At 65.9% G+C, this 20,798-nt stretch carries 21 protein-coding genes and 1 pseudogene; 14 read left to right on the forward strand and 8 right to left on the reverse strand.

Annotated elements, in window-relative coordinates:
• Positions 1–54 precede the first annotated feature (54 nt).
• Positions 55–324: a GNAT family N-acetyltransferase gene (locus G406_RS56010; protein ID WP_051342482.1), complete on the forward strand. Its 270-nt coding sequence runs from the start codon at positions 55–57 to the stop codon at positions 322–324.
• Between the two features lie 24 nt (positions 325–348).
• Here G406_RS56010 and G406_RS58990 read toward each other — a convergent pair whose 3' ends face one another.
• Genes G406_RS58990 through G406_RS48750 form a run of 3 tightly spaced genes read right to left on the reverse strand, consistent with a single transcriptional unit; the run spans position 349 to position 2,917 of the window.
• Complete coding sequence (locus G406_RS58990; RefSeq protein ID WP_245607183.1) at positions 349–966, reverse strand: zinc-binding dehydrogenase; 618 nt, start codon at positions 964–966, stop codon at positions 349–351.
• Positions 945–1,439, reverse strand: a complete 495-nt coding sequence (locus G406_RS58995) for a quinone oxidoreductase family protein (RefSeq protein WP_245607184.1) — start codon at positions 1,437–1,439, stop codon at positions 945–947. Before G406_RS58995 ends, G406_RS58990 begins: the two co-directional genes overlap by 22 nt.
• 14 nt (positions 1,440–1,453) lie before the next feature.
• Positions 1,454–2,917 (reverse strand): MFS transporter, encoded by a 1,464-nt coding sequence (locus tag G406_RS48750; RefSeq protein WP_051342483.1) that lies wholly within the window; start codon positions 2,915–2,917, stop codon positions 1,454–1,456.
• 146 nt (positions 2,918–3,063) lie between these two features.
• On the opposite strand from G406_RS48750, the gene G406_RS0121670 reads away from it, so the two are divergent.
• The 13 genes from G406_RS0121670 to G406_RS59825 all read left to right on the forward strand — a co-directional run bounded on the left by G406_RS0121670 (position 3,064) and on the right by G406_RS59825 (position 15,594).
• A complete protein-coding gene (locus G406_RS0121670) occupies positions 3,064–3,936 on the forward strand; it encodes a helix-turn-helix domain-containing protein (protein ID WP_028935419.1) in 873 nt (290 codons plus the stop codon).
• A gap of 475 nt (positions 3,937–4,411) precedes the next feature.
• Positions 4,412–5,488 (forward strand): AfsA-related hotdog domain-containing protein, encoded by a 1,077-nt coding sequence (locus G406_RS48755; protein ID WP_051342484.1) that lies wholly within the window; start codon positions 4,412–4,414, stop codon positions 5,486–5,488.
• Complete coding sequence (locus G406_RS48760) at positions 5,488–6,585, forward strand: beta-ketoacyl-[acyl-carrier-protein] synthase family protein (RefSeq protein ID WP_051342485.1); 1,098 nt, start codon at positions 5,488–5,490, stop codon at positions 6,583–6,585. The genes G406_RS48755 and G406_RS48760 overlap by 1 nt, the downstream gene beginning before the upstream one ends.
• A gap of 3 nt (positions 6,586–6,588) precedes the next feature.
• A complete protein-coding gene (locus G406_RS48765; RefSeq protein ID WP_084216286.1) occupies positions 6,589–8,232 on the forward strand; it encodes an FAD-dependent monooxygenase in 1,644 nt (547 codons plus the stop codon).
• Positions 8,229–9,251 carry a beta-ketoacyl-ACP synthase III gene (locus G406_RS48770; RefSeq protein WP_037077824.1) on the forward strand — a complete coding sequence of 341 codons (1,023 nt, stop codon included), beginning with the start codon at positions 8,229–8,231 and terminating at the stop codon, positions 9,249–9,251. Before G406_RS48765 ends, G406_RS48770 begins: the two co-directional genes overlap by 4 nt.
• 37 nt (positions 9,252–9,288) lie before the next feature.
• Positions 9,289–9,528 (forward strand): acyl carrier protein, encoded by a 240-nt coding sequence (locus G406_RS55245; protein ID WP_028935420.1) that lies wholly within the window; start codon positions 9,289–9,291, stop codon positions 9,526–9,528.
• The gene (locus tag G406_RS0121700; protein WP_028935421.1) at positions 9,525–10,757 is read left to right on the forward strand and encodes a beta-ketoacyl-[acyl-carrier-protein] synthase family protein; all 1,233 of its coding nucleotides are present in this window, start codon (positions 9,525–9,527) and stop codon (positions 10,755–10,757) included. The genes G406_RS55245 and G406_RS0121700 overlap by 4 nt, the downstream gene beginning before the upstream one ends.
• A gap of 57 nt (positions 10,758–10,814) precedes the next feature.
• Positions 10,815–11,780 (forward strand): aldo/keto reductase, encoded by a 966-nt coding sequence (locus G406_RS0121705; RefSeq protein WP_028935422.1) that lies wholly within the window; start codon positions 10,815–10,817, stop codon positions 11,778–11,780.
• Between the two features lie 22 nt (positions 11,781–11,802).
• Entirely contained in the window at positions 11,803–13,050 is a 1,248-nt protein-coding gene (locus G406_RS48775) for a 3-hydroxyacyl-CoA dehydrogenase family protein (RefSeq protein ID WP_051342487.1), read from the forward strand.
• Between the two features lie 10 nt (positions 13,051–13,060).
• On the forward strand, positions 13,061–13,753 hold the full coding sequence (locus G406_RS48780; RefSeq protein WP_064742992.1) for an HAD family hydrolase: 693 nt from the start codon (positions 13,061–13,063) through the stop codon (positions 13,751–13,753).
• Between the two features lie 288 nt (positions 13,754–14,041).
• Positions 14,042–14,353, forward strand: a complete 312-nt coding sequence (locus tag G406_RS57135) for a hypothetical protein (RefSeq protein ID WP_156935059.1) — start codon at positions 14,042–14,044, stop codon at positions 14,351–14,353.
• A 259-nt stretch (positions 14,354–14,612) separates the two neighbouring features.
• Positions 14,613–14,831: a hypothetical protein gene (locus G406_RS57140; protein WP_211241223.1), complete on the forward strand. Its 219-nt coding sequence runs from the start codon at positions 14,613–14,615 to the stop codon at positions 14,829–14,831.
• A 451-nt stretch (positions 14,832–15,282) separates the two neighbouring features.
• Positions 15,283–15,594, forward strand: coding sequence for an insulinase family protein (locus G406_RS59825; RefSeq protein WP_211241224.1), 312 nt, complete (start codon positions 15,283–15,285; stop codon positions 15,592–15,594).
• Positions 15,595–15,707: 113 nt separating this feature from the next.
• Here the strand turns inward: G406_RS59825 and G406_RS54375 are convergent, their stop codons facing one another.
• The 5 genes and pseudogenes from G406_RS54375 to G406_RS57860 all read right to left on the reverse strand — a co-directional run.
• On the reverse strand, positions 15,708–16,649 hold the full coding sequence (locus tag G406_RS54375) for an alpha/beta fold hydrolase (RefSeq protein ID WP_051342489.1): 942 nt from the start codon (positions 16,647–16,649) through the stop codon (positions 15,708–15,710).
• Between the two features lie 556 nt (positions 16,650–17,205).
• Positions 17,206–17,581 (reverse strand): annotated as a pseudogene (locus G406_RS48790) (IS256 family transposase); the annotation flags it as partial.
• Positions 17,582–18,213: 632 nt separating this feature from the next.
• A complete protein-coding gene (locus G406_RS0121750; RefSeq protein WP_156935060.1) occupies positions 18,214–19,032 on the reverse strand; it encodes a hypothetical protein in 819 nt (272 codons plus the stop codon).
• Positions 19,033–19,105: 73 nt separating this feature from the next.
• On the reverse strand, positions 19,106–19,813 hold the full coding sequence (locus G406_RS48795; RefSeq protein ID WP_169736762.1) for a VWA domain-containing protein: 708 nt from the start codon (positions 19,811–19,813) through the stop codon (positions 19,106–19,108).
• A gap of 592 nt (positions 19,814–20,405) precedes the next feature.
• Positions 20,406–20,798: efflux RND transporter periplasmic adaptor subunit (locus G406_RS57860; RefSeq protein WP_028935427.1), on the reverse strand; the 393-nt coding region annotated here is incomplete at its 5' end.

The following is a 20,798-nucleotide window of genomic DNA, read 5'->3' on the forward strand; positions in this document are numbered from 1 at the left end:
CGGCAGCTGCCCGAGGCGCTGCGGCTGGGGCTCGGTATCCGCAGGCTGCTCTCAGTGGTCGCCGCGATTGGCGAGGCGCGCCCGCATCAGCTGCACTGGTACCTGGCCGAGTTGGGCACGGATCCGTCCGCGCGGGGCCTCGGGTTCGGCGCCCAGCTGATCCGAACTCGCCTTGCCCATTGCGACGACACTGGAGCACCTGCCTATCTGGAGGCCTCGGAAGGCAACGTGGCCTATTACCAGCGCTACGGCTTCACCGTTACCCGACCTATCCCGATCCCTTCCGGGCCGACCATCTACGGCATGCTGCGCCCCCCTTCCTGACCGTTCAGGGCGTCCGACACGTCGCTATGGGAGCTGATCCGGGTCGCCGGAGCGTGGTAGGCGATCGAGGAATGTTTCCAGACCGCGCCGGCCACAACCAGATGATCCGGTTGTCAGGTCAACTGACGAACTTCGGCAGTGGTGGCTCGTCTGGGATGGTGAGGACCATTTTGCCGACACTGGCGCCGGACTCGAGGTGTCGGTGTGCGTCCGCCCACGGCTGAGGGGCAACACCTGGGTGATGCAGACGTGTAGTTGCCGGTCGAGGACGGCATCGACCGCGCGGCGTAGTACGGGGGTGACCAAGTCGGGGTGTGTGGTGCTGAATGCGGCGAGGTTGAAGCCGAGGACGCCGACGCCGCTGAACCACAGTTCGTTGGTATCGATCAGTGTTCCCTCGGCGCCGGACGCGTTGCCCATCGCTATCAGCCGGCCGCCTAGGGCCAATGCCGCAAGGCCGGCGCGGCGGGTCTGCCCGCCCACTGGGTCGACGATGATGTCGAAACCCTGCTTGTCGGTCAATTCGTCCACAAGGCCGGGCAGTTCGTCGCGGACGATCACCTGGTCGAAGCCGAACCGCGCGGCGGTGGCCAGCTTCGCGGCAGAGCCGACCGTGCCGATCACCTGGCCCGCGCCCGACACCTGGCGACCTGTCCGAGTTGGCTGCCGACACCGCCCGCTGCGGCGTGCACCAGGACGCGTTCACCCTTGCGCAGTTGGGCGACCTGCTCGAACACCAGCCACGCGGTGGTGCTGTTGGCCGGGATCGCCGCCGCCAGTTCCGGATCGGCGTCCTCTGGCAGCGGGACGGCCAGCCGTGCGTCGAGCACCGCAACCGATCCGTAGCCGCCGCCGTGCACAATGGTCAGGGCCGCCACCCGCTCTCCGACCCGCAGTCCTGAGACACCCTCACCGAGCTCGCGGATGCGTCCAGTGGCCTCGATGCCGGGGACGAAGGGCAGCGGGACGTCCACCGCACCCTGGCGAAAGAGGATCTCGGCATAGTTGACCCCGGCGTGGCTGACGTCGAGGGTTATCTCCCCAGGTCCGGGAGTCGGGGTCGCGACCTGCGCGTACTCCAGTACTTCGGCGCCGCCGAAGTGAGGAATCGTCATGGCGTGCACAGCGGCTAGTCCGTCACAGTCGTCGATGCGGCGGCAGCAGTGCCGGAGCCGTCCTCGGACGGCTCCGGCACTGTCGGCCGGTCCATCAGTGTGGTGCTGTCGGTCGGCCTTGGCGGGGTCACCTCGGGGTCACCTCGGGGCCGCAGCAGCACCGAAGTGGCGACAGCGGTCAAGGCAGCGAGCGCGGCGAAATACCACAGGGTCAGGTGCAGGGCGGCGGGGAAGGCGGGACCGGCCAATCGGTTGTCGGTCATCGCCGCCAGCACCGACCCGACAACGGCGATACCCAGTGTCTCAGCGGTCAGTTTCGCGGTGTTGAACGTGCCGGCGGCGGCTCCCGCGTGCTCCGGTGGTACGGCACTGACGGCCAGCCCGTCGAGCAGGCCCTGTGCGATGGCGACACCGATGCCGAGCACCAGCAACGCCGGGATCAGCGCCGCACCGGCAGCCAGCCACGCGGCGCCCGCCGCGACTAGCACCAACGAGACGACGACCTGCACCGGACCGCGAACCCACCGGACCGCGATGCCGCAGAGCAGCGGCACCACCAGGATCGGTCCGGTCAGCGCGATCATGGCTAGTCCGGACTCGTTCACGCTCATACCTAGGCTCGTCTGGAAGAAGGTCGGCAGGTAGATCAGCAGCGGTGCGAACACGCCGACCACCGCGACGATCGCCAGGCACAGCCCCAGGAACCGGGCCGTGCTGAACAGGCTGAGGTTGAGCAGCGGGATAGCGGCCCGGCGTTCCACGGCGACGAAGACCACCAACAGCAGTACAGCGGTGAGCAGTGCGGTCACCACCCGGACATCAGTCCAGCCGAGTGCCGGGCCCTCGACAAGTCCGAAGATCAGCAGGAGCAGTGAGGCGGTGAACAGGACCGCCCCGGCGTGGTCCATCGGCGGCTTGCTCGGATCCGGCACCGAGGCGGGCAGCCACCGGAAGAACGCCAGGCAGACCAGCCCGAGGACGCCGGGCAGCGTGAACACGGCGCGCCAACCCCACTCGTGCACCACGAGCGCGGACAGGGTCGGCCCGAAGGCCAGCCCGATGCCAATCGTGGTGCCGAACAGTCCGAAGACCTTTGCCCGCGCCGGTCCGGTGAAGGCTGCCGCCAGCACGGCACTGGCCCCGGTCGCGGTCGCCGCCGCGCCGACGCCTGCTAGTAGGCGAGCCACGTCGAGCAGCACGATGTTCTGGGCGAGCGCACTGAGCAGCCCACACCCGGCGAACACGGCCACACCCGAGGCGAAGACGCGGCGCCGGCCGATCCGGTCCGCTAGCGACCCGGTGACCAGCATGAAGCTGGCGAAGGTCGCGCTGTAGGCATTTACCACCCACTGGGTGGCGGCGAGGCTTGCGTGTAGGGCAGAGCTGATGTCCGACAGCGCCACCGACGTGCCGGTCAGGGTGAATGGAACGAGGAACAATGCCACCAGCGAGATCAGTAGCGTTGCGGTGCGACACATCCAAGAGCTCCCGAGAAACACGATGGTGGTGGCGAGATCAACTTCACCATGCGGGTTGTCGGGATGACCCGCAAGGCACGGTTCGTCCGGGGGCCCGGCGTTCCTAGGTCTGCCGGTACTACTGACAACGTCGATATCCCCGGATACTGGTGCAGGTGAGCGAGCTGGGTGAGTTCCTACGTGGCAAACGAGCGGCCCTGCGGCCGGAAGACACCGGGCTGATGCTGGGCTCCGCCTTGCGTCGGGTCCCCGGCCTGCGCAGGGAAGAGCTCGCGATGTTGGCCGGGATCAGCGTCGACTACTACGTGCGGCTGGAACAAGGCCGCGCCCGCAACGTATCCGATACTGTCCTCAGCTCGGTGGCCGACGCCTTGCAACTGGACAGCGATGAGCGAACGTATCTGCACAACCTGGCTCATCCGGCGCCCCGCCGGCGCTCCGCTAGCCGCCCCCAGCACGTGCGCCCCGGTATGCGCCGGTTGCTCGGCGCGATCCCTGACGTGCCCGCGTTCGTCCTCGGCAGGCGGATGGACGTGCTGGCCTGGAATGATCTGGCCGCGGTAGTGACCGCGGATTTCAGCAGTTTTCCGGTCGGTGACCGCAATATCGCCAAGCTGATTTTCCTGTTCGACGGCGGGGACCGATACCCGGATTTTGACAATGTCACCAAGGACGTGGTCGGTAACTTGCGTGCGGAAGCTGGGCGACATCCTGACGATCCCGGGATGGCCAGCCTGATCGGTGAGCTCTCGGTGCGCAGCGAGACGTTCCGGAGGCTGTGGGCCGGCCACAACGTGCGAGAGAAGACGTACGGGATCAAGGTGATCCGCCATCCGGTGGTCGGTGAGTTCACGGTCTCGTTCGAGACGTTTCGCGCGCCGGACGACCCCGATCAAGCGCTCATCACCTATACCGTGGAGCCGGGGTCCGAGTCGGAGACGTCACTGCGGCTGTTGGCGAGTTGGGTCAAGGATGGCGCCCCGGATACGCTACGTGCCCCTCGCCAGGGCGCCCGCTGACGAGGGCAATTCGCCTGACCTGAATGAAATTCAGGGCCGTCAGAAAGCAGTTATAACTGCTGATGTGTGATAGATGGTGAGGGTCTCTATTTTAGTGGATCCGAAATAAATCGACCATGTTGGAGTACTATTAACCTGGGATTAATTCGCTCGCCGGCGAGGCTCTCTCGGCAAATTTGTCGACCTGACCTGCAAGATCTTGATCGGCAAGGCTAAGAACCGGCAGAGTGAAGGATGGCTGGTCGAGATGAGACGTTAATTAGGTCTGATAGTTGCGTAATTAAATTTTGTTATGCTATCTGTGAATATGACGGAGATCACTCTTGTGTTGCATTCTCAAATTTGGTTAAGCTAGTAACTGAGCACAGAAGGTTAAATTTGTAGAGAATTTTGACAGTCGGCCGATGAGCGGAACGGGCGGAAATCTATTCATCCGCTGGGATCCACGCACATCGCGGAGTAAGGAAAATCAGTCATGACCGCCCTGGGGCAGGACGCCGACCGTGGTTTCGGCGAATTGACGTTCGTCCGCACTGTCGACCGGTCGCTGCTGCACCGTAGTTCGTTATCCGAGGTGTTCCTCACCGACAGTCGCGCTATCGACAGCGGTAGATATCTTGCCGGCGCGCAGCTGCCCTCGGCGCACGGCTACTACACCGACAGTCTGTTGCGGGTGGGGCTGCCGGACCCGTTGCTGTTGCTGGAGTGCAGCCGACAAGCGGAGACCTATGGCGGTCATGCGCATTTCGGCGTCCCGCGAGACACCAAGTTCATCCTGCGCAGGTGGGCGGTCGACCTGCCCGGATTGCTCGATGCGGTCGGTACACCACCGCGTGAGCTCGCACTGTCGGTGAATACCAGTGATCGACGGGGTGGTCTAGGGCGTCAGCTGCGTGGCCTGACCTATCACGTCGACCTGCACCTGGAAGGGGTAGAGCTGGGTCGGGTGAGCATCGAGGTCGGCTACCTGCCCTCGGACACCTACCGGGACCTGCGGGTCGCGCGCCGGGGCAGTCCGCCGCCGGCGTCCGATGAGCTGGCGCCACCAGCTGCGGCTGGCCGGGTCGCACCACACCTAGTCGGCCGAGCGAACCCAGACAACGTGGTGTTGACCGACGCGGTGTTCGACCGCGACCGGGTGACAGCTCGAGTCCGGGTGCCGGTGACCAACCGGAGCATGTTCGACCACGCCCAGGATCACCTTCCCGGTATGGTGCTCACCGAGTCGGCCAGGCAGCTGGGGCTGCTCGCCGGGACCGAGTTCTGGGGTACACCGCCGAGCGCGACGACACTGATCGGTTTGGACGCGACCTTCACCGACTACGCGGAACTCGACGCCCCGATCACCCTGACCATGCGCCGCGAGCCGGTCGCCGGCCCGGAACCTGACTTCCGGTGCCAGCGGCTGCCCGGCGCGCGGACCAACCTGATGACCTTCGAACAGGGCGGCATGGTCATCGCGGAGGCACGGGTCACCATGATCGCCGTTGATACAGCGGCCGACCCCGATCGCTGTCCGTGTCGGTCCGAGCTGGAAGTCAAGAGCCCCTGATGCGACTGTTCGGCACTGTCGTGGTCACCGCCGCGGTCACCCAACTGCCGGTCACCACCGAGAAAGCCACCACCGCACTGGCCAACGGGCTGATCAGCGAGCGGGACGCGATGAACGTCGGTTACGACGAGCTGCCGGTCTCACTCGACCGGTCAGCACCGGAACTCGCGGTCCGCGCTGGTGAACAAGCGTTGTGCGCGGCCGGTCTGCCCGCCGAGGATCTCGGGCTGCTGGTGCACGCGTGGACCTACTATCAGGGTCACGACTTCTGGTCACCGGCCCACTACGTGGCGGACCAGCTCGGCGCGCGGCGCGCTCAACCCGTTGGGCTGCAACAGATGTGCAACGGCGGCGCCGCCGCGATCGAGGTCGTGGCCGCGCGGTTGCTCGCCGATCCAGGGATGACCGCTGGCCTGGTCACCACTGCGGACTGCTTCGGACCGCCGGGATTCGACCGCTGGCGCGGTGACTACAACCTGTGGTATGGCGACGGGGCAACCGGCGCGGTGATGCGTCGAGGTACCGCCGATACACCCGGTCTCGCCCTGTGGTCGATGGCGACAACGGCTGTCCCGCACATGGAAGCCATGCATCGTGATCTGGCCGCCTTCCATCGGGTGGCCATGCAGGCCGGCGACCCGGTGGACGTGCGCCGCACCAAGAAGGCGTACCTGAGTGTGCGGGGCAAAGCCGCGTTCGTCGCCGAACTACGTGCCGCAGTACACGCAGTGCTCAGCACGGCGCTCGCCGAAGCGGATCTGGCCCCGGATGATGCCCGCCTACGGTGTGTTGTCGTACCGAGGCTCGGCGCGGCGGCGGTGGACACCATCTACGGCCCTGCGGTGCGGGACACGGTTCGCGCGCCCGTGCTCGATCTCGGCCGCGCCACCGGCCACCTAGGCGCTGGCGACATGGTGGCGAACCTGGCCGACATCGGTGCGGGCGCCACCATCGTCGAGCCGGGCGAACTGGCTGTCGTGCTGAGCGCGGGTGCCGGCTTCACCTGGTCGGCGACGGTGGTGGAACGCCGATCCACCCGTGATCCCGCCCAGCTCTCAGCCACCCGCACCAGCCATCGCACAATAGACGAGAAGTAGACGATGAACCTGATCCCGCACCGTGATGGCCTCCTCTCTGATCCAGTCCTGGTCGTGGGTGCCGGCCCGGTCGGCCTGGTGTTCGCCTGCGAGATGCTGACCCAGGGCATTCCGGTCCGCGTGATCGACCGGGCGCCCGAGTCCACCCTGCACTCGCGGGCGATCGTCGTGTGGCCGCGCAGCATGGAACTGCTGCGCCGTATCGACGCGGCGAGGTCCCTCGTCGATGCGGGGAACCGTCTGGATGGGGTCGCCTTCTATTCGGACAAGAAGCTGCTCGGCTCGATTGACATGTCCCGGATGAAGGACACGCCCTATCCGTTCGGGCTGACGATCTCCCAGGACCGCACCGAGGATGTGATCCGCAGGCGGCTCCTCGAACTGGGCGGGCAGGTGGAGCACGGCGTGGAACTGGTCGGCTTGCACAACAGCACCGAGAACAGAGCCGACCGTCCGGTCGCCACCCTGCGGCACGAGGACGGCCGCACCGAGCAGGTGCATGCGGAATACGTGCTCGGAGCGGACGGTGCACGCAGCGCCGTGCGCGAGTTGCTCGGTATTCCGTTTCTCGGTACGGGCGCGGATGTCCTGTTCGCCATCGGCGACGGCCCGATGCAGGGCGAAGACCTGCACACCAACATGCTGCTGTACTGCTACACCCGTACCGGCGCACTCGGCTTCGCGCCCTTCGGCGACGGCCAGTTCCGACTCGCGGTCAGTGTGCCGGGCTGGGACGAGCGACAGTCCCCGCCGCGTGAGCTGTTCCAACGCATGATGGACGAGCGGGCGCCGCGTCGGGGAGTGCTCGGCGAGCTGCGCTGGACCACTGTGTTCCGCGCCCGGCGGCGTATCGCGGCCAACTTCCGGGCCGGCCGCTGTTTCCTGGCTGGGGATGCCGCGCACATCTTCAGTGCGGCGGGTGCACAGGGCATGAACACCGGTATCCAGGACGCGGCCAACCTCGGCTGGAAGTTGGGCGGGGTGATCCGGGGTGTGGTCGATGAGCGGGTACTCGGCAGCTATGACCCGGAACGGCGGCACGCCGCCCAGCGTGTCTCCGCGACAACCGGTAGACAGACCGGCTGGGGGCTGCTGCACCGGCGTAGCCATATCGCGGTGCGCGACAACATGGTCCGGCTGGCCAGGGGCACTGGTGTGCTCCAGCGGCTCGGCGCGCCGCTAATGAGCCAGAATGATGTCAACTACAGCGTCAACCAGGGCGTGGCGAGTACGCCGCTGGCGGACTTCGCCGCCACGTTGCGGGGCCAGGTCCGCGTGGGTGACCGCTTTCCGGTCTTCGCCTCGCGGACCGCTGATGGGGAGACTGGCGATCAGTGGCCGCGTGTGCGGCTGGACCGGTACACGGTGCTGATGTGGGCAGGCGACGACCGGGACACGGCATGGCAACGTCGAGTCGACCAGCTGCGCACGGTCGTGGCGCCCTCGGTCGCTGTAGTGGACGTCTCCGGGTGGCCCGTACTGGCGGGCCGGCTCGGTAGTCGGCCGCTCGCGGTTGTGGTCCGGCCGGACGGTCACGTCGCGGCACTGGATGAATCGGCGTCGCCACAGACAGTGGGACGGGCGTTGACCGAGGTCGGGGCGCTGGTGTCCGACCCGGAGAGCGGTGTCTCCGAGGCGGTGTCGTGAACCGCTCGGTACTGGCCGGGATCGGCACCTCGCTGCCTACTCGTCTGGTGACCAACGTGGAGCTGTCCGCCCGATTGGACACCACGGACGAATGGATCCGTAGCAGGACAGGCATCCGGCAGCGTTATGTCGTACCACCAGGCACGGCGACCTCGGAGCTGGCCACCGCGGCCGCTCGCGATGCGATGGTCGCGGCCGAGGTGACTGCGGTGGATGTGGTGGTGCTGGCGACCAGCACCCCGGATCACCCCTGCCCGGCCACCGCACCGGATGTGGCCAGCCGACTCGGCCTCACCGGAGCGCCCGCGTTCGATGTGGCCGCGGTGTGTGCTGGTTTCGTCTATGCGCTCGCCGTCGCCGACGGGCTGATCAGCACCGGGGTGGCCACGTCGGCGCTGGTGATCGGCGCCGACACGTTCTCCACCATCCTCGATCCGACCGATCGGACCACCAGGGCGATCTTCGGGGACGGCGCGGGCGCGGTGGTACTGCGGGCGGGCGCTGGTGACGAACCGGGCGCACTACTCGGTTTCGACCTGGGCAGTGACGGAACCGGACATGATCTGATCACCGTGCGCGCCGGCGGATCCCGGCAGCGGGGCTCCGGCCCGATCGTCGATGCGGCCGACGTCTATTTCGCGATGCTCGGTAAACCGGTATTCATGCAGGCGGTGCTTCGCATGACCGAATCCAGCCAGGCTGTGCTGAAAAGAGTCGGCTGGGAACTGTCCGAGGTGGACCGAATAGTGGCGCACCAGGCGAATCTGCGTATCCTGCACGCGGTCGCCGATCAACTTGAACTGCCTAGGGACAAGATGCTCACCAATATCGACCGGGTGGGAAACACCGTCGCGGCGTCGATCCCGCTGGCATTGGCGGATGCGGAGGCGCGTGGCGCGCTGCGCGCCGGCGACCGGGTGGTGCTCACCGGCTTCGGCGGCGGCTTGGCCTGGGGTTCCGCCGCATTGCGCTGGCCAGACCTGGATCGGCGCGACCCACCGATGATTTCATCCCTGTAACACCTAGCTGGATCACCACACTCACAAAGGAAATGATATGACCGTGCTGGAAAATCGGCTGTCACTCATACTATCTGATAATTTCGGGATTTCCGCTGATGATATAGCTGGGAACAGAACGTTCTTCGAACTCGATGTGGACTCACTGATTCTCATCGAGTTCGCTCTGTTGATCAAGAAAGAGTTCGGTGTCGTCCTCGTCGAGGGTGAGTTGAGGCCGGAGTTCACCGTCGAGGACGCGGCGGCACTGCTGGTGTCCAAGGGGCTGGAGGTGTGACGCCGCCGGCCGCACCCACGCCTGTCGCGGTCACGGGTCTGGGATTGGTGACGCCGGCGGGTGTGGGTGTGACGCGCAACTGGGAGAGGATCCGCTCGGGTATCCCTGCCGCGAGCAGTGACCCCGAACTGGCTGGCCTCGATGTCACCTTCTCGTGTCGAGTTCCGGACTTTGACGGTGACCGGCTGCTCGGCCGCGCGGCGGCGTGGCGGATGGACCGGTGTGTCCAGTTGGCGGTGGTGGCCGCGCGGGAGGCGATCGCCGACGCCGGCCTGGATCCGGCAACTTGGGATGGCACCAGGATCGGTGTGGTGCTCGGCAATTCGTTGGGGGGCAGCGCGACAGCGGAGAACCAGTATCGCGTGTTCGAGCGGGACCCGACGGACGTGTCGCCGATGATGATTCCGATGAGCATGGTCAACATGGTTGCCGGCTACGTTGCCATGGACTGCGGGGCGCGCGGACCCGGGATGGTGACCGCCACGGCATGCGCCTCCGGAACGACCGCGATCGGTGTGGCCCAGCAGTTGCTGCGGTCCGGCGGCTGCGACATCGTGCTCGCCGGTGGCACTGAGTCAGCCCTGAGTCCGGTGACGATGACCGGTCTGGTCCGGATGGGCGCATTGTCCGGGCGCAACCGCGATCCAGGCCTGGCGTCGCGGCCGTTCGACCGGGACCGGGACGGTTTCGTGGCGGCCGAGGGTGCCGGTGTGCTGGTGCTGGAGCGGGCGGCCGACGCCCGCGCACGAGGTCACCGGGCCCGGGCGCTGGTCGCGGGCTACGGCTCGGCGGCCGACGCGTACCACGTCACCCGGCCCGAACCCTCCGGTGCCGGAATCGAGCGTGCGTTGCGCGCCGCACTGGCCGATGCCGGCGTCGAGGCGGCCGAGGTCGATCACGTCAACGCACACGGCACGTCCACCCCACTCAACGATGTGACCGAAGGTCGGGCACTGCGTCGAACGCTCGGGCAGCGTCCGGTCGTCACCTCGACAAAGGGAGTCACTGGACACACGCTCGCCGCCGCCGGCGCCATCGAGGCGGCGTACACCGTGCTGACCATCGAGCAGCAGGTGGTCCCACCGACGGCGAACCTTGAGAACCTGGACAGCGAGATCGATCTGGACATCGTGGCAGGCCGGGCGAGGGCGGTCCGGGTGGACGTCGCGGCCAGCACCTCTCTCGGTTTCGGCGGCAACAACGCGGCGCTGGTGTTCACTGCGGCATGAGCTGATCTGGTGGAAGGCCGGTCCGGATGATCCGCAAGATTGGAGGGAGAAACGACTATGCGCCAGCGGAAGCTGGGTGCGACCGATACTGAGGTGAGTGCCGTCGGCCTTGGCTGTATGGGGATGAGCTGGGGTTACGCCGAGAGCACTCGCGATGACACCGTTTCGATCTCCGTGCTGCGCGGCGCGCTCGACCGAGGAGTGTCCTTTGTGGATACGTCGGACGTGTACGGCGACGGACACAACGAGGTGCTCGTCGGAGAAGGAATCCGAGGCCGCCGATCGGAGGTGGTACTCGCCACCAAATGCGGTCTGGTGGTGGACGACTTGGCGAGCAGGGTGATGCACCGCGACGGTTCACCGCGCCACCTCCGGACGGCGATCGAGGCGAGCCTGCGGCGACTGCGGGTGGACGCGGTCGACCTGTATTACCTGCACCGGGTGGATCCGCAGGTACCACTGGAGGACAGTTGGGGTGCGCTGGCCGAGTTCGTCGCCGAGGGCAAGGTAGCGCGCCTGGGCTTGTCCGAGGTGACGCCCGAGCAGGCGAGCCTCGCGCACCGTATTCATCCGGTGACCGCTGTGCAGTCCGAGCTGTCGTTGTGGACCAGGGATGCTCTCGCCCCGGGCGCCGACATGGTCGCCTGGTGCGCGGACAACGGCGCGGCATTCGTGCCCTACAGCCCGCTCGGGCGGGGTTTCCTCACCGGCACCGTTTCTGGACCGGCTGATTTCGAGGAGAGCGATTTCCGGGCGAGCAGTCCCCGGTTCGCGGCCGGGGCGATCGAGCCCAACCTGCGCATCGTCGAGGTGGCGCGGCGGATAGCGAACCGCCGTCACGTCACACCGGCTCAGGTGGCGATCGCCTGGACACTGGGCCAAGGCGAGCATGTCGTGCCGATCCCCGGTACGAAGAAGGAGTCCTACCTTGCCGAGAACATCGCTGCGGCCGACATCGTGCTGACCGAGCAGGACATGGACGAGCTGGATCGGGCGCCGGCGGCAGTCGGCGCCCGATATTGACGGTCAAGAAAGGAGCCGGGGCATGTCCGCTATCACGACCACTCACGGGTCCACACCAACTGCGGACCTGGCCGCTGTCATCCGGCGGCTGATGCTCGGTCTTGGCAACCACGCCGCGTGGCTGGTGGAGTACGGGTACGCCACTGTGGTCGAGTTGGACACCGCGATGCGGCTGGGCGCGGGCATGCGGGAAGGACCGTTGCGGACACTCGACTCCTTCGGACTCGACACCGTCTACACCGAACTCCGCGCGCTGTACGCCGCCACCGGACAGTGGCGACACAACCCCGCCCCGGTGCTGCGTGAACTCGCCACCGTCGGGCGGCTCGGTCTCACCACCGGTCGTGGTTTCCACGACTACGCTGATGGCGACTCCTCCGGCGGTACAGCGGGGGGTAAGGTCCCAGGCGCCGCGCCGCGCAATGTGCGGTCGGTCGGTGTCGTCGGCACCGGAACGATGGCCCGAGGCATCGCACAGGTGCTCGTCGCTGCCCACTACCCGGTACGCATCCTGGGCCGTGGCATGGACAAGGCCGAAGCCGCGACACGATCGATCGGCGACCTGTTGCTGGCCACCGGGCTCGACGATGCACAGCTCACCGATTGCCTCGCCCGGCTGCACCCGACGGGCCGGCCCGCCGACCTCGGGGGGTGCGATCTGGTCATTGAGGCGGTGATCGAGGACGGCGCTGTCAAACGGGAATTGTTCGCTCGACTCGGTGTGATCTGCCGCCCTGGTGCGGTGCTTGCCACAACCACCTCCAGCCTGCCAGTGCTCGACTGCGCTATAGCCAGTGGGCGTCCCGCCGACGTGGTTGGTATGCACTTCTTCAACCCGGTCGCCTCGATGGGGTTGGTGGAGCTGGTCGACACCGGCTTCACCGGGGAAGACTCCATGGCCACCGCGGTGGCAGTGGCCGACCGGCTCGGCAAGTGGGTGCTGAGGTGCCGGGATAGAGCTGGTTTTATCGTCAATCTGCTCTTATTCCCCTACCTCAACGAGGCGCTGGGTCTGCCGGCCGCGAACGACCTCAACCTGGCCGAGGTCGACGCGTCGATCCGCGCCACGACGTGTCTGCCGTTGGGGCCGTTCCGACTGTTGGACATGATCGGCGCGGATGTGGCGCTCGAGGTTCTTCGCAATCTGCACACGGAATTCGGCCAACCGGAGTTCGCCCCCACCGCGCTGCTCGTGGGCCTCGTCGAATCAGGGTGTCTCGGCCGTAAGACGAATCGGGGCGTACGCCACTACCTGGCCGACCAGCGATGAGGGGACTGTGATGAGCGTACCGACGATTGCTTTCTTCGATGTGGACGAGACGGTGATCACCGTCAAGAGCATGTTCCGGTTCCTGGAGTTCTACTTGGCGGCGACCGGACGCCCGCCGGAGGAGTACCGCCGGATTCGGGCGGAGCTGAAGGCTCTCACCGAGTCAGGTATGTCGAGGGAGGACACCAACCGCCGGTACTACCGCAGCTTCGCCGGCGAACCGGTTGCCAGGGTTAGGGAACTCGGGCAGGACTGGTTCGACCAGGAGCGGCGCGCCGGCGGGTTGTTCCACCTGGCCACTGTCGGTTCGCTCGCGCTGCATCACTTCGCGGGGCACAAGACGGTCCTGGTGTCCGGGTCGTTCCCGCCCTGTGTCCAGCCTGTCGCGACGGCTGTCGGCGCGGACGCTGTGCTGTGCACGGTCATCCGGGAGGCAGACGCCGAGTACGTCGGAGTCGTCGATCGCCCGATGATCGGCGCGGCCAAGGCCGACGCGGCGCGACAGTTCGCTGACGCGGATGGGGTGGAGCTGATCGACTGCTGGGCCTACGGCGACCACGCGTCAGACCTGGGTCTGCTCAGCGCGGTCGGCCACCCGGTGGTCGTCGGCGGTGATCCGGTGCTCGCCGACCATGCACAGCGTCATCACTGGCGGCGGTTGGCCGCGTCCGGCGAGTTCGTCGCGGCGGCGGCCTCCAGCTGACAGCACTCTCGGGTCGAGGACGCCTCCGGCGCGGTCACGGTCTATGGCGAGGAGCGCCCAGCTTGGGGACAGTAGGGGTGAAAGAACAGACGTCACCGAACTGGTGCTGAGCAACCCCGTTCCAGTGGTCGGCGCCAAGGTGCCACGGTCGCTGAAAACCTTGTGGGACGACGCGGACCCTTCCTGACGAGCGCGCAGGCCCCCGATTCCCGGCGGCCAGTGATGTCGGCGGGCGAAGTTAGCATCAGGGAGGACAGCGAGACCCACTACTGAGAGAGAGCAGGAACGATGTTGCGCGCGGTGTTCGCTCGGACTCTGAAACCGGGAGTGTCTTACGAGCAATTCACAGATGCCTGGGCTCCTTTGCCGAACTCGGGGCCTTATCCAGCCAAGGCCAGCATCAGCCGAGATGTGTCGGACGATCGGAAGGTGCTCACGATCGTCGAACTCGACGACGTATCTCTCGAGAGGTTTCCGGCTGTCGCGTCGATGCTCTTCCGTGCTGACGCCGCCGGCAGGATTGAGCAGCTCATCATGTCCACCGAACTCGAAGGCGTGTACGAGCAGGTGCTCGATGGTTCCGCGCTTGGCGAGGAGTGAATCCGGTCCGCAGTGCCGACGTCTGCTCGGCTGGTTCTGTTCGTCAGTCCCGACCGCACATCCGGATCCGGCGAAGCGATGTTCGTGAGTCTCGACCACATCCGGTTCTTCTTTCGTCATGGCCGCTGTGCCGTCGATGAGGAGTTGGTCGACGTGGAGTGCGCGGAGGTGTAGCCGGGGACGGTAAATATGCAGGTGATCTTCTATCGCGGCAGTAGCGTGGCCTCTCGGGCTGCGGCCCGGAGGCGAGGAACACCTGGTGGAATCCATTCCCTGTCTGATTCGGCCGTCTCCCGAGGGTGAGTTGCGGGCGGTGACACTCGGGCATCCGTTGGTGGACGACTATCTGGCCTTTGTCGGTGCTCGGGCTCGATGGAACACGTGGCTGGCAACGGCGTATGACCTGAAGGTGTTCTTCGCCTTCGTCGATCTGGCGTCGACGTCGGTGGGTGCTGCCGGGACGCTGGCGCAGCGGTGACCGCGTTGGCCTCAGGCGACGAGCTCCCGATGAGCACCCTCACGGCGCTCCTGCTCACTGCGGGCCGTCTCGCCCTTCTGCATATCGGAGACGGACGCGCGTACCTGCTGCGCGGAAGCGAACTGTCACGGCTGACCCAGGACCACTCGCACGTGCAGAACCTCGTCGACGCCGGCCGAGTCAGAATGGGCAGCGCCCGAGATCACCCCGACCGCGCACTGCTCGTGCGTGTGCTCGGCGCCGGAGCGGGCCGTAACGACCCGACATCGCGCTACGTGCCCCGCGTACCGGTGACCGCTACCTTCTCTGCACTGACGGGCTGTGGGTCCCGGTGCCACCCGCAGAGATTGCGGACGCCTTACCCGGTGGTACGCAGACGAGGCCGCCGACCGCCTGCTTCAGCTGGCCCCGCGGCACGGCGCACCCGACAATGTCGCGGTCGTGGTCGCTGATGTCGTCGCCGCGGCGTGATCACCGGCCCTTGGGCTGCGGACGATCCCCGGAGCAGGGCGCGGCGCCCCCGGAGCTCGAGCGCTACACCTTCGGGAACGGGATTACGGTGATCTTGCGTCGGGGCGCCCGGTTGCCGATCGCGGCAGTGAACGTGTGGTATCACGTCGGGCCGGGCAATGAGACGCCTGGGTGCACCGGGTTCGCCCACTTGTTCGAGCACATGATGTTCGAGGGCTCCGGGCACATTCCCCGGGGTGTGGCCGACGCGCGGTTGGGTGGGGTGTTTGTCGCTGCGCCTAACAGGCTGTGATGCGGCTTAGCCTCCACCGGTGACGCCGACGGCGGACGGTCGTGTGGAGTAGTTGTCAGTGCGGCCGGCGAGTGCTCCCTCGTCGCCGGAGTCGGCGCTATCCGAGTCCCTTGTTACCGAGTGAATCGGGCGATGCGTTCAGCAATGGGCCCTGGTGCTTCGAAGGGGAATGCGTGGCTGAGCCCGGGGTAGATCAGCAATTCCGAACCATTGATGTAGTGATGTAGGAGGGTGGAGTTGGCGGCGGGTTCTTGTTCGTCGTTTTCGGCGCCCAGGATGAGGGTGGGCACTCGCAGGGTGGGCAGACTGCTGTTGACGTTGGCGGTGGGGTTGAGGAGCCAGTCATCCATGGCTGCGCGTTGGCGATTGAGGCCGTGCAGATCTTCCTTGACCCTGTTGGGTCGCTGATCTGTTCGTTGACGCCAGGCGGCCAGAGCCTCGGGATGACCGCTGAAGTACAGCGGAATGACCTGATCGGCGGGGACGAGCGGGTTGAGCGCCGGCAAGTTCTTGATCGGTTTGGATCGCAGTACCTGCTGTGTCCCGTCAGGCCCGGTACCCATCAGGATCAGGGAGCTGACGTCATTGGGGTGGTCCACGGCCAGACGCTGCGCGACGAATCCGCCGAGGGAGTAGCCCACGATGGTGGGGCGGTTGAGGTGGAGGGCGTGGATCAGGTCGGCGGCCTGATCAGAGAGTTGTGGGACGGTCACGATGGGCGAGGGGCTGGCTGGGGTTCGTCCCACGCCGTCGGGGTCGAAGATGACGACGTGGTTGGTCGTGGCCAGGCGGTCGAGTAGCGCCGGATCCCAATCGTCCATGGTGAATCCCATGCACGGCGTCATCAGTAGGATTGGCCCGTTTCCGAAGCTGCGGTAGGCGCTGGCGGCGGCGCTGGGTGCGATCGACAGCATGCTGGTGGTCAGTGCAGCTATGACGGCCATGTAGTTGCGGGATGGACCGGGGAAACCTGAGGATGTGGAGAGCGCGTCCGAGAACTCGTCAGCTTCATGCGAGTCGGCCGGTCCGGGCGGCGGTAGGGCCAGGCAGATCATGATCGCGAACGCAGCGCCGACACTTGTTGATCCAAGTGAAGGTCCGCTCAGTGATCCATGCCCATGGGCACACCTGGAACCCTGCACTGGGTAGCTGTTTGATCTGCGCTAGCAGGGTGAGTACCTAGCCGGTCCTTGCTCAGGCGACGTTTCATGCTGGGCTAACGACCGGTTGCTGCCCGACGGCGTGCCCCCGAGCGGCAATCCACATGACCGTCGGGATTTGTGAATCCTTATGACCGTCGGGATTTGTGAATCCTTTGCCCGTAATCTGACCTCATATTAGGTACGAGGAGTCGTGTGTGGTGACTTGGGAAGGCGCGCGGCGAGCAACGCCCGGTCCAGCGGGACCGACGCCCTGACTGATGTTTCGCCGGTCAGTTCGGGCACGAAGTCACCGGTACGATTCTCGGTGTAGTCCCCACCGATGGTGACCCCTTCCGTCCACGGGGGATATCGCCGAGTATCCCGCTTGACCACCCCGGCACGGACACCTCGCGTCCTTGCTCGTCAGCGCCCGTGGTGACACCGCGCAGCAGCAGACCGACCAGTGCCTCTTGGTAGGACACGAACCGCATCGCCGCGCGGATCAGGTGGACCGTGCAGGTCTGCACGGTGGTCTGCGGCCAGGTCGCTTCGACCGCTTCTGGGAACCCGGTCAGGCCGTCGCAGCACACGATGAGTACGTCGCGCACGTCACGGTCGCGCAGCTCAGCACACACGCCGGCCCAGAACTTCGCGCCTTCGCTGGCCTGGACCCAGATCCCCAGGACGTGCTTGATCCCGTCCAGATCGACCCCGATGGCGATGTGAGCGGCCTTGTTGCGCACGGTGTGGCCGTCGCGGACCTTCACCACCAGCGCGTCGAGGTAGATGATCGGGTAGAACTCCTCCAGCGGCCGCGCCTGCCATGCCTTGACCTCGTCCAGGAGGGCAATCACAGCACCCATCCACACCGACTTTCATCGGTGGATCCAGGGCTAGGTGGTGGCTAAGTGGAGCTAGGCGCGGCGACGCACAGCCTCGTTAAGAAATAGGTAACGCATCATTAAATTCGGTCAGGACACTGATCGGGTACATTTTCTGTTTGTCTGAATTCGACTATTAGTGGTAACGTTGTTAACGTCGTCCGGCCTCGTTTCGCCTGCCCTCGTCGAGGGTTTCGAGCTGGTCCCAGCGGCGCCGGGAGCGACGTCGCTGGGACCAGCGTTCACCGGCGGGTGGCTTCGAGGTCCGGTTCCCGATGCTGGAGCCGTTGAACGCGGTCGACGAGTGCGTGCAGCCGCCGCATCATCTCCGGGCGGGCAGTCTTGCTGTCTCCGCGTCCGGGCAGTAGCCATTCGAAGCGCAGCCGAGCCGGCGGTGACGGACAGCAACAACGATGCGACGGTGACCTTGCGGGTAGACATGGCCTTATTTCTCCGGAGTGTAATCGGCGAATGATGTGAGACCGGGGGCGGCGGCCTTCGGATACTTGTAGTGGCGCAGATTCCATCCATTGCGGTAACGCGTGCAGACTGCGGAGAGTGCTACAGATTCTCTATTTAATGAGGCCATTCGCAGCTTACTTTGCCTGGGAGAATGTCTCCTGGTGACCACGCTTTGTCCTAGGGACTGACATCATCCACCCGCCGAACACCAGCAGCAGCGCACGAAGCTGGCCGGTGAACGGTGGAGTGTCATATGCGTCGATGATGAGCGACCAGAACAAATACTCGAGCAGAAAGTTGGTCATTGCCAAGCCGGCGAACAGTCTGACCAGCCGACGATCCCACCAGCCGGGCCGGACGCCGGAGAAGCGGCCGTCCGCGGCCAGTAGAACGGCCAGTGCGGCGAACAACAGGGGGTCGAACAGTATCGCCGCCGCGGCGTAGCCGCCGCCGGTGACACTCACGCCCACGTAGGCCAGCCCGCCCAGCGTGAAGAGCGCCGCCGCGACCGCCCCCAGCGCCGCGATCCCGACGGCTCGAATGCGCGCCCACCCGGACCGCTCCGGTGTACCGGTATCGCGACGCTGTGCTGCCGTCGCGGTCAGTGCTGATGCCAGCGCGACGGCGAGCAGGAGGAATCCGATCCCCTGCCAGATCGAGGTGCCAGGGAAGCGCTTGGACCAGGTGTAGTCCTGGATGGCCCCGCAGGTGGTCTCGGCCGAGGACCAGCGCCAGCCGAGGCAGGTGTGCCAGCGATTCAGCTGGCCCGCGGTCATCGCTGCCCCTGCGGCCATCAGCGCGACCCCTGTCGTGATGCGCAGCAGGGGACGAGGGCCGCGAGTAGGTCCGCCCGGTCCCTCGGCGGTGGAGGAACCCAAGAACGCTTCGACGAGCACTACCGCCCCGATCCCCACGAACATGATCAGGATCAGGGCCAGGACGAAATCAGTCACGATGATGAACATCTCTTCCTGGTATCACCTGCAGGACGACGGCGGGCAGGAGCAGGCCCTGAGGTGTCCACGTTCAGGGCGAGGCGATGGTCGTGCTGATCCGATGGAGCGCGTCACGCAGCTGGTCGGAACTGTTCGCGGTGAACTCCTGGCCGCCGGAGAGTGTCGCCACCTCGCGCATGGCTTGCTCGTCGGAGGGAACGGGAATTCGCTGGCCGTAAATGGTTATCTCTCCGGAGGGTGTTCCGAGGGCGACACTCATGATCGGGATTCCTTGGGCGGCCTGACGCGCGATCGTATACGAGCCCAGGGGGCTGTTTTCGAGGTCGCGCTCATGGCCGGGGGTCGCGATGGCGCCGGTTTCCCCCGCAGGGCCGGGTGGAGTCCCGAGATCGCACGGAACCCAGCGGTGGCACGCATCCCTGGGGACGGGTGGAGCGACGGGCGCGGGCGGTTCCATGTTCTGAACGGTCTGTTTGCCGTCGCTAACGAGCACGATGGTCCGGCGTGGTCGGCCCGTGCTGATGGTCCGTAATGCGGTGGCGAGGGCGTCGCCGGTGGCGGTGCTCTCGGCGAGGCTGATCGATTGGACGGCCTTGACGACGGTGTCACGGTCGGTGGTGGGTGGGACGAGCACTCGAGTTGTCCCAGCGAACGATTCCAGGCCGAGTTCGAAGTGTGGGGGCAGTTCGCGGGCGAATGACTCGGTCGCGGACTGTAGTGCGGCCAGGCGTGTGGGTGCCACGTCGGTGGCCCTCATTGACAGGGACACGTCGACCACCAGCATCACCGTGGCCGAGTCGTCTGAGGCGCAACCCGTTGCACAGGCCGCTACCACCGACGCGACGGCGGCGAACGCGCGGAACCTCGACCTGCGCTGAAACAGCACGAGCTTTAGTCGTCTTCGTCACGGCCCCCTCGGCCCTTATCGCTCAGGCACGGGCCGGTGTGTCGTTCACCAGGGCCATCGCAGTATGCAGGCGCTCGGTCCGAGGGCCCCTCACAGTCTGCGGTGGGGTTGGAGTCGACCTGACTGCATGGCGGCAAGCTGAGAAATCCATCGGCCGGCGAGGTACTGGCCATGGCAGGGCCAGCCATCAGAACTGCCGCTCCGGCGAGGGCGGCAATCGCTGCCGACGTAACACCGACTCTGATTGCGATAAGACCTCGCGAGATACTCATCTTACCTCTTCTGCTTCGAATCTCTGAATACACCCCTAATGAATATCAGGTGAACCATTAACTCAACGATAATGGCAGGTCAATTTCTGCCTCGGCCCACGAGGCGGAACTCGCTACCCGGATCCGGTGTCCAGTTAGCTGCTCACAATGCTGGCGGATCGCCTGGTCAGACGGCCTCGACTCGTGCCGAGCTACTTGCGCTGACTGCTCGGCTGCGGGAGCAGGATTTCCTGACCCTCACGCAGACCCGACAACACCTGGGTGTTGTTGTCGCCGACCATGCCCGGCTCGAACTTGGTCTGGACCGGCTTGCCGTCCGGACCCGGGGTGTTCACGAACGAACCGTTGCCCTGCTTGATGACCGCCGAGTTCGGCACCACCAGCACGTTGTCCAACGTGTTGGTCATGACCGACGCCTCAGCCGTCTGACCGGCCTTCAACCTCGGGTCGGTGTTGGTCAGCAGAATCGTGGCGTAGTAGTTCGTCACACCCGAGATGTTCGTACCACTCGGAGCGATCGACAGCACCGTACCGTCACGGGTCAGATCCGGAACCGCGTCGAAGGTGACCTCCACCTTCTGGTT

The organism is Actinospineispora spinosispora DSM 44797 (genome assembly GCF_000429025.1).
Taxonomy (GTDB): Bacteria; Actinomycetota; Actinomycetes; order Mycobacteriales; family Pseudonocardiaceae; genus Pseudonocardia; species Pseudonocardia spinosispora.

Coding starts and splice junctions, on each gene's coding strand:
- G406_RS54375 (WP_051342489.1), bottom strand. CDS start 16,649: ATGATCTGCCTGGCCCTACCGCCGCCCGGACCGGCCGACTCGCATGAA.
- G406_RS48765 (WP_084216286.1), top strand. CDS start 6,589: ATGAACCTGATCCCGCACCGTGATGGCCTCCTCTCTGATCCAGTCCTG.
- G406_RS0121705 (WP_028935422.1), top strand. CDS start 10,815: ATGCGCCAGCGGAAGCTGGGTGCGACCGATACTGAGGTGAGTGCCGTC.
- G406_RS55245 (WP_028935420.1), top strand. CDS start 9,289: ATGACCGTGCTGGAAAATCGGCTGTCACTCATACTATCTGATAATTTC.
- G406_RS48760 (WP_051342485.1), top strand. CDS start 5,488: ATGCGACTGTTCGGCACTGTCGTGGTCACCGCCGCGGTCACCCAACTG.
- G406_RS57135 (WP_156935059.1), top strand. CDS start 14,042: ATGTTGCGCGCGGTGTTCGCTCGGACTCTGAAACCGGGAGTGTCTTAC.
- G406_RS59825 (WP_211241224.1), top strand. CDS start 15,283: ATGTCGTCGCCGCGGCGTGATCACCGGCCCTTGGGCTGCGGACGATCC.
- G406_RS48750 (WP_051342483.1), bottom strand. CDS start 2,917: ATGTGTCGCACCGCAACGCTACTGATCTCGCTGGTGGCATTGTTCCTC.
- G406_RS48755 (WP_051342484.1), top strand. CDS start 4,412: ATGACCGCCCTGGGGCAGGACGCCGACCGTGGTTTCGGCGAATTGACG.
- G406_RS48780 (WP_064742992.1), top strand. CDS start 13,061: ATGAGCGTACCGACGATTGCTTTCTTCGATGTGGACGAGACGGTGATC.
- G406_RS58995 (WP_245607184.1), bottom strand. CDS start 1,439: ATGACGATTCCTCACTTCGGCGGCGCCGAAGTACTGGAGTACGCGCAG.
- G406_RS48775 (WP_051342487.1), top strand. CDS start 11,803: ATGTCCGCTATCACGACCACTCACGGGTCCACACCAACTGCGGACCTG.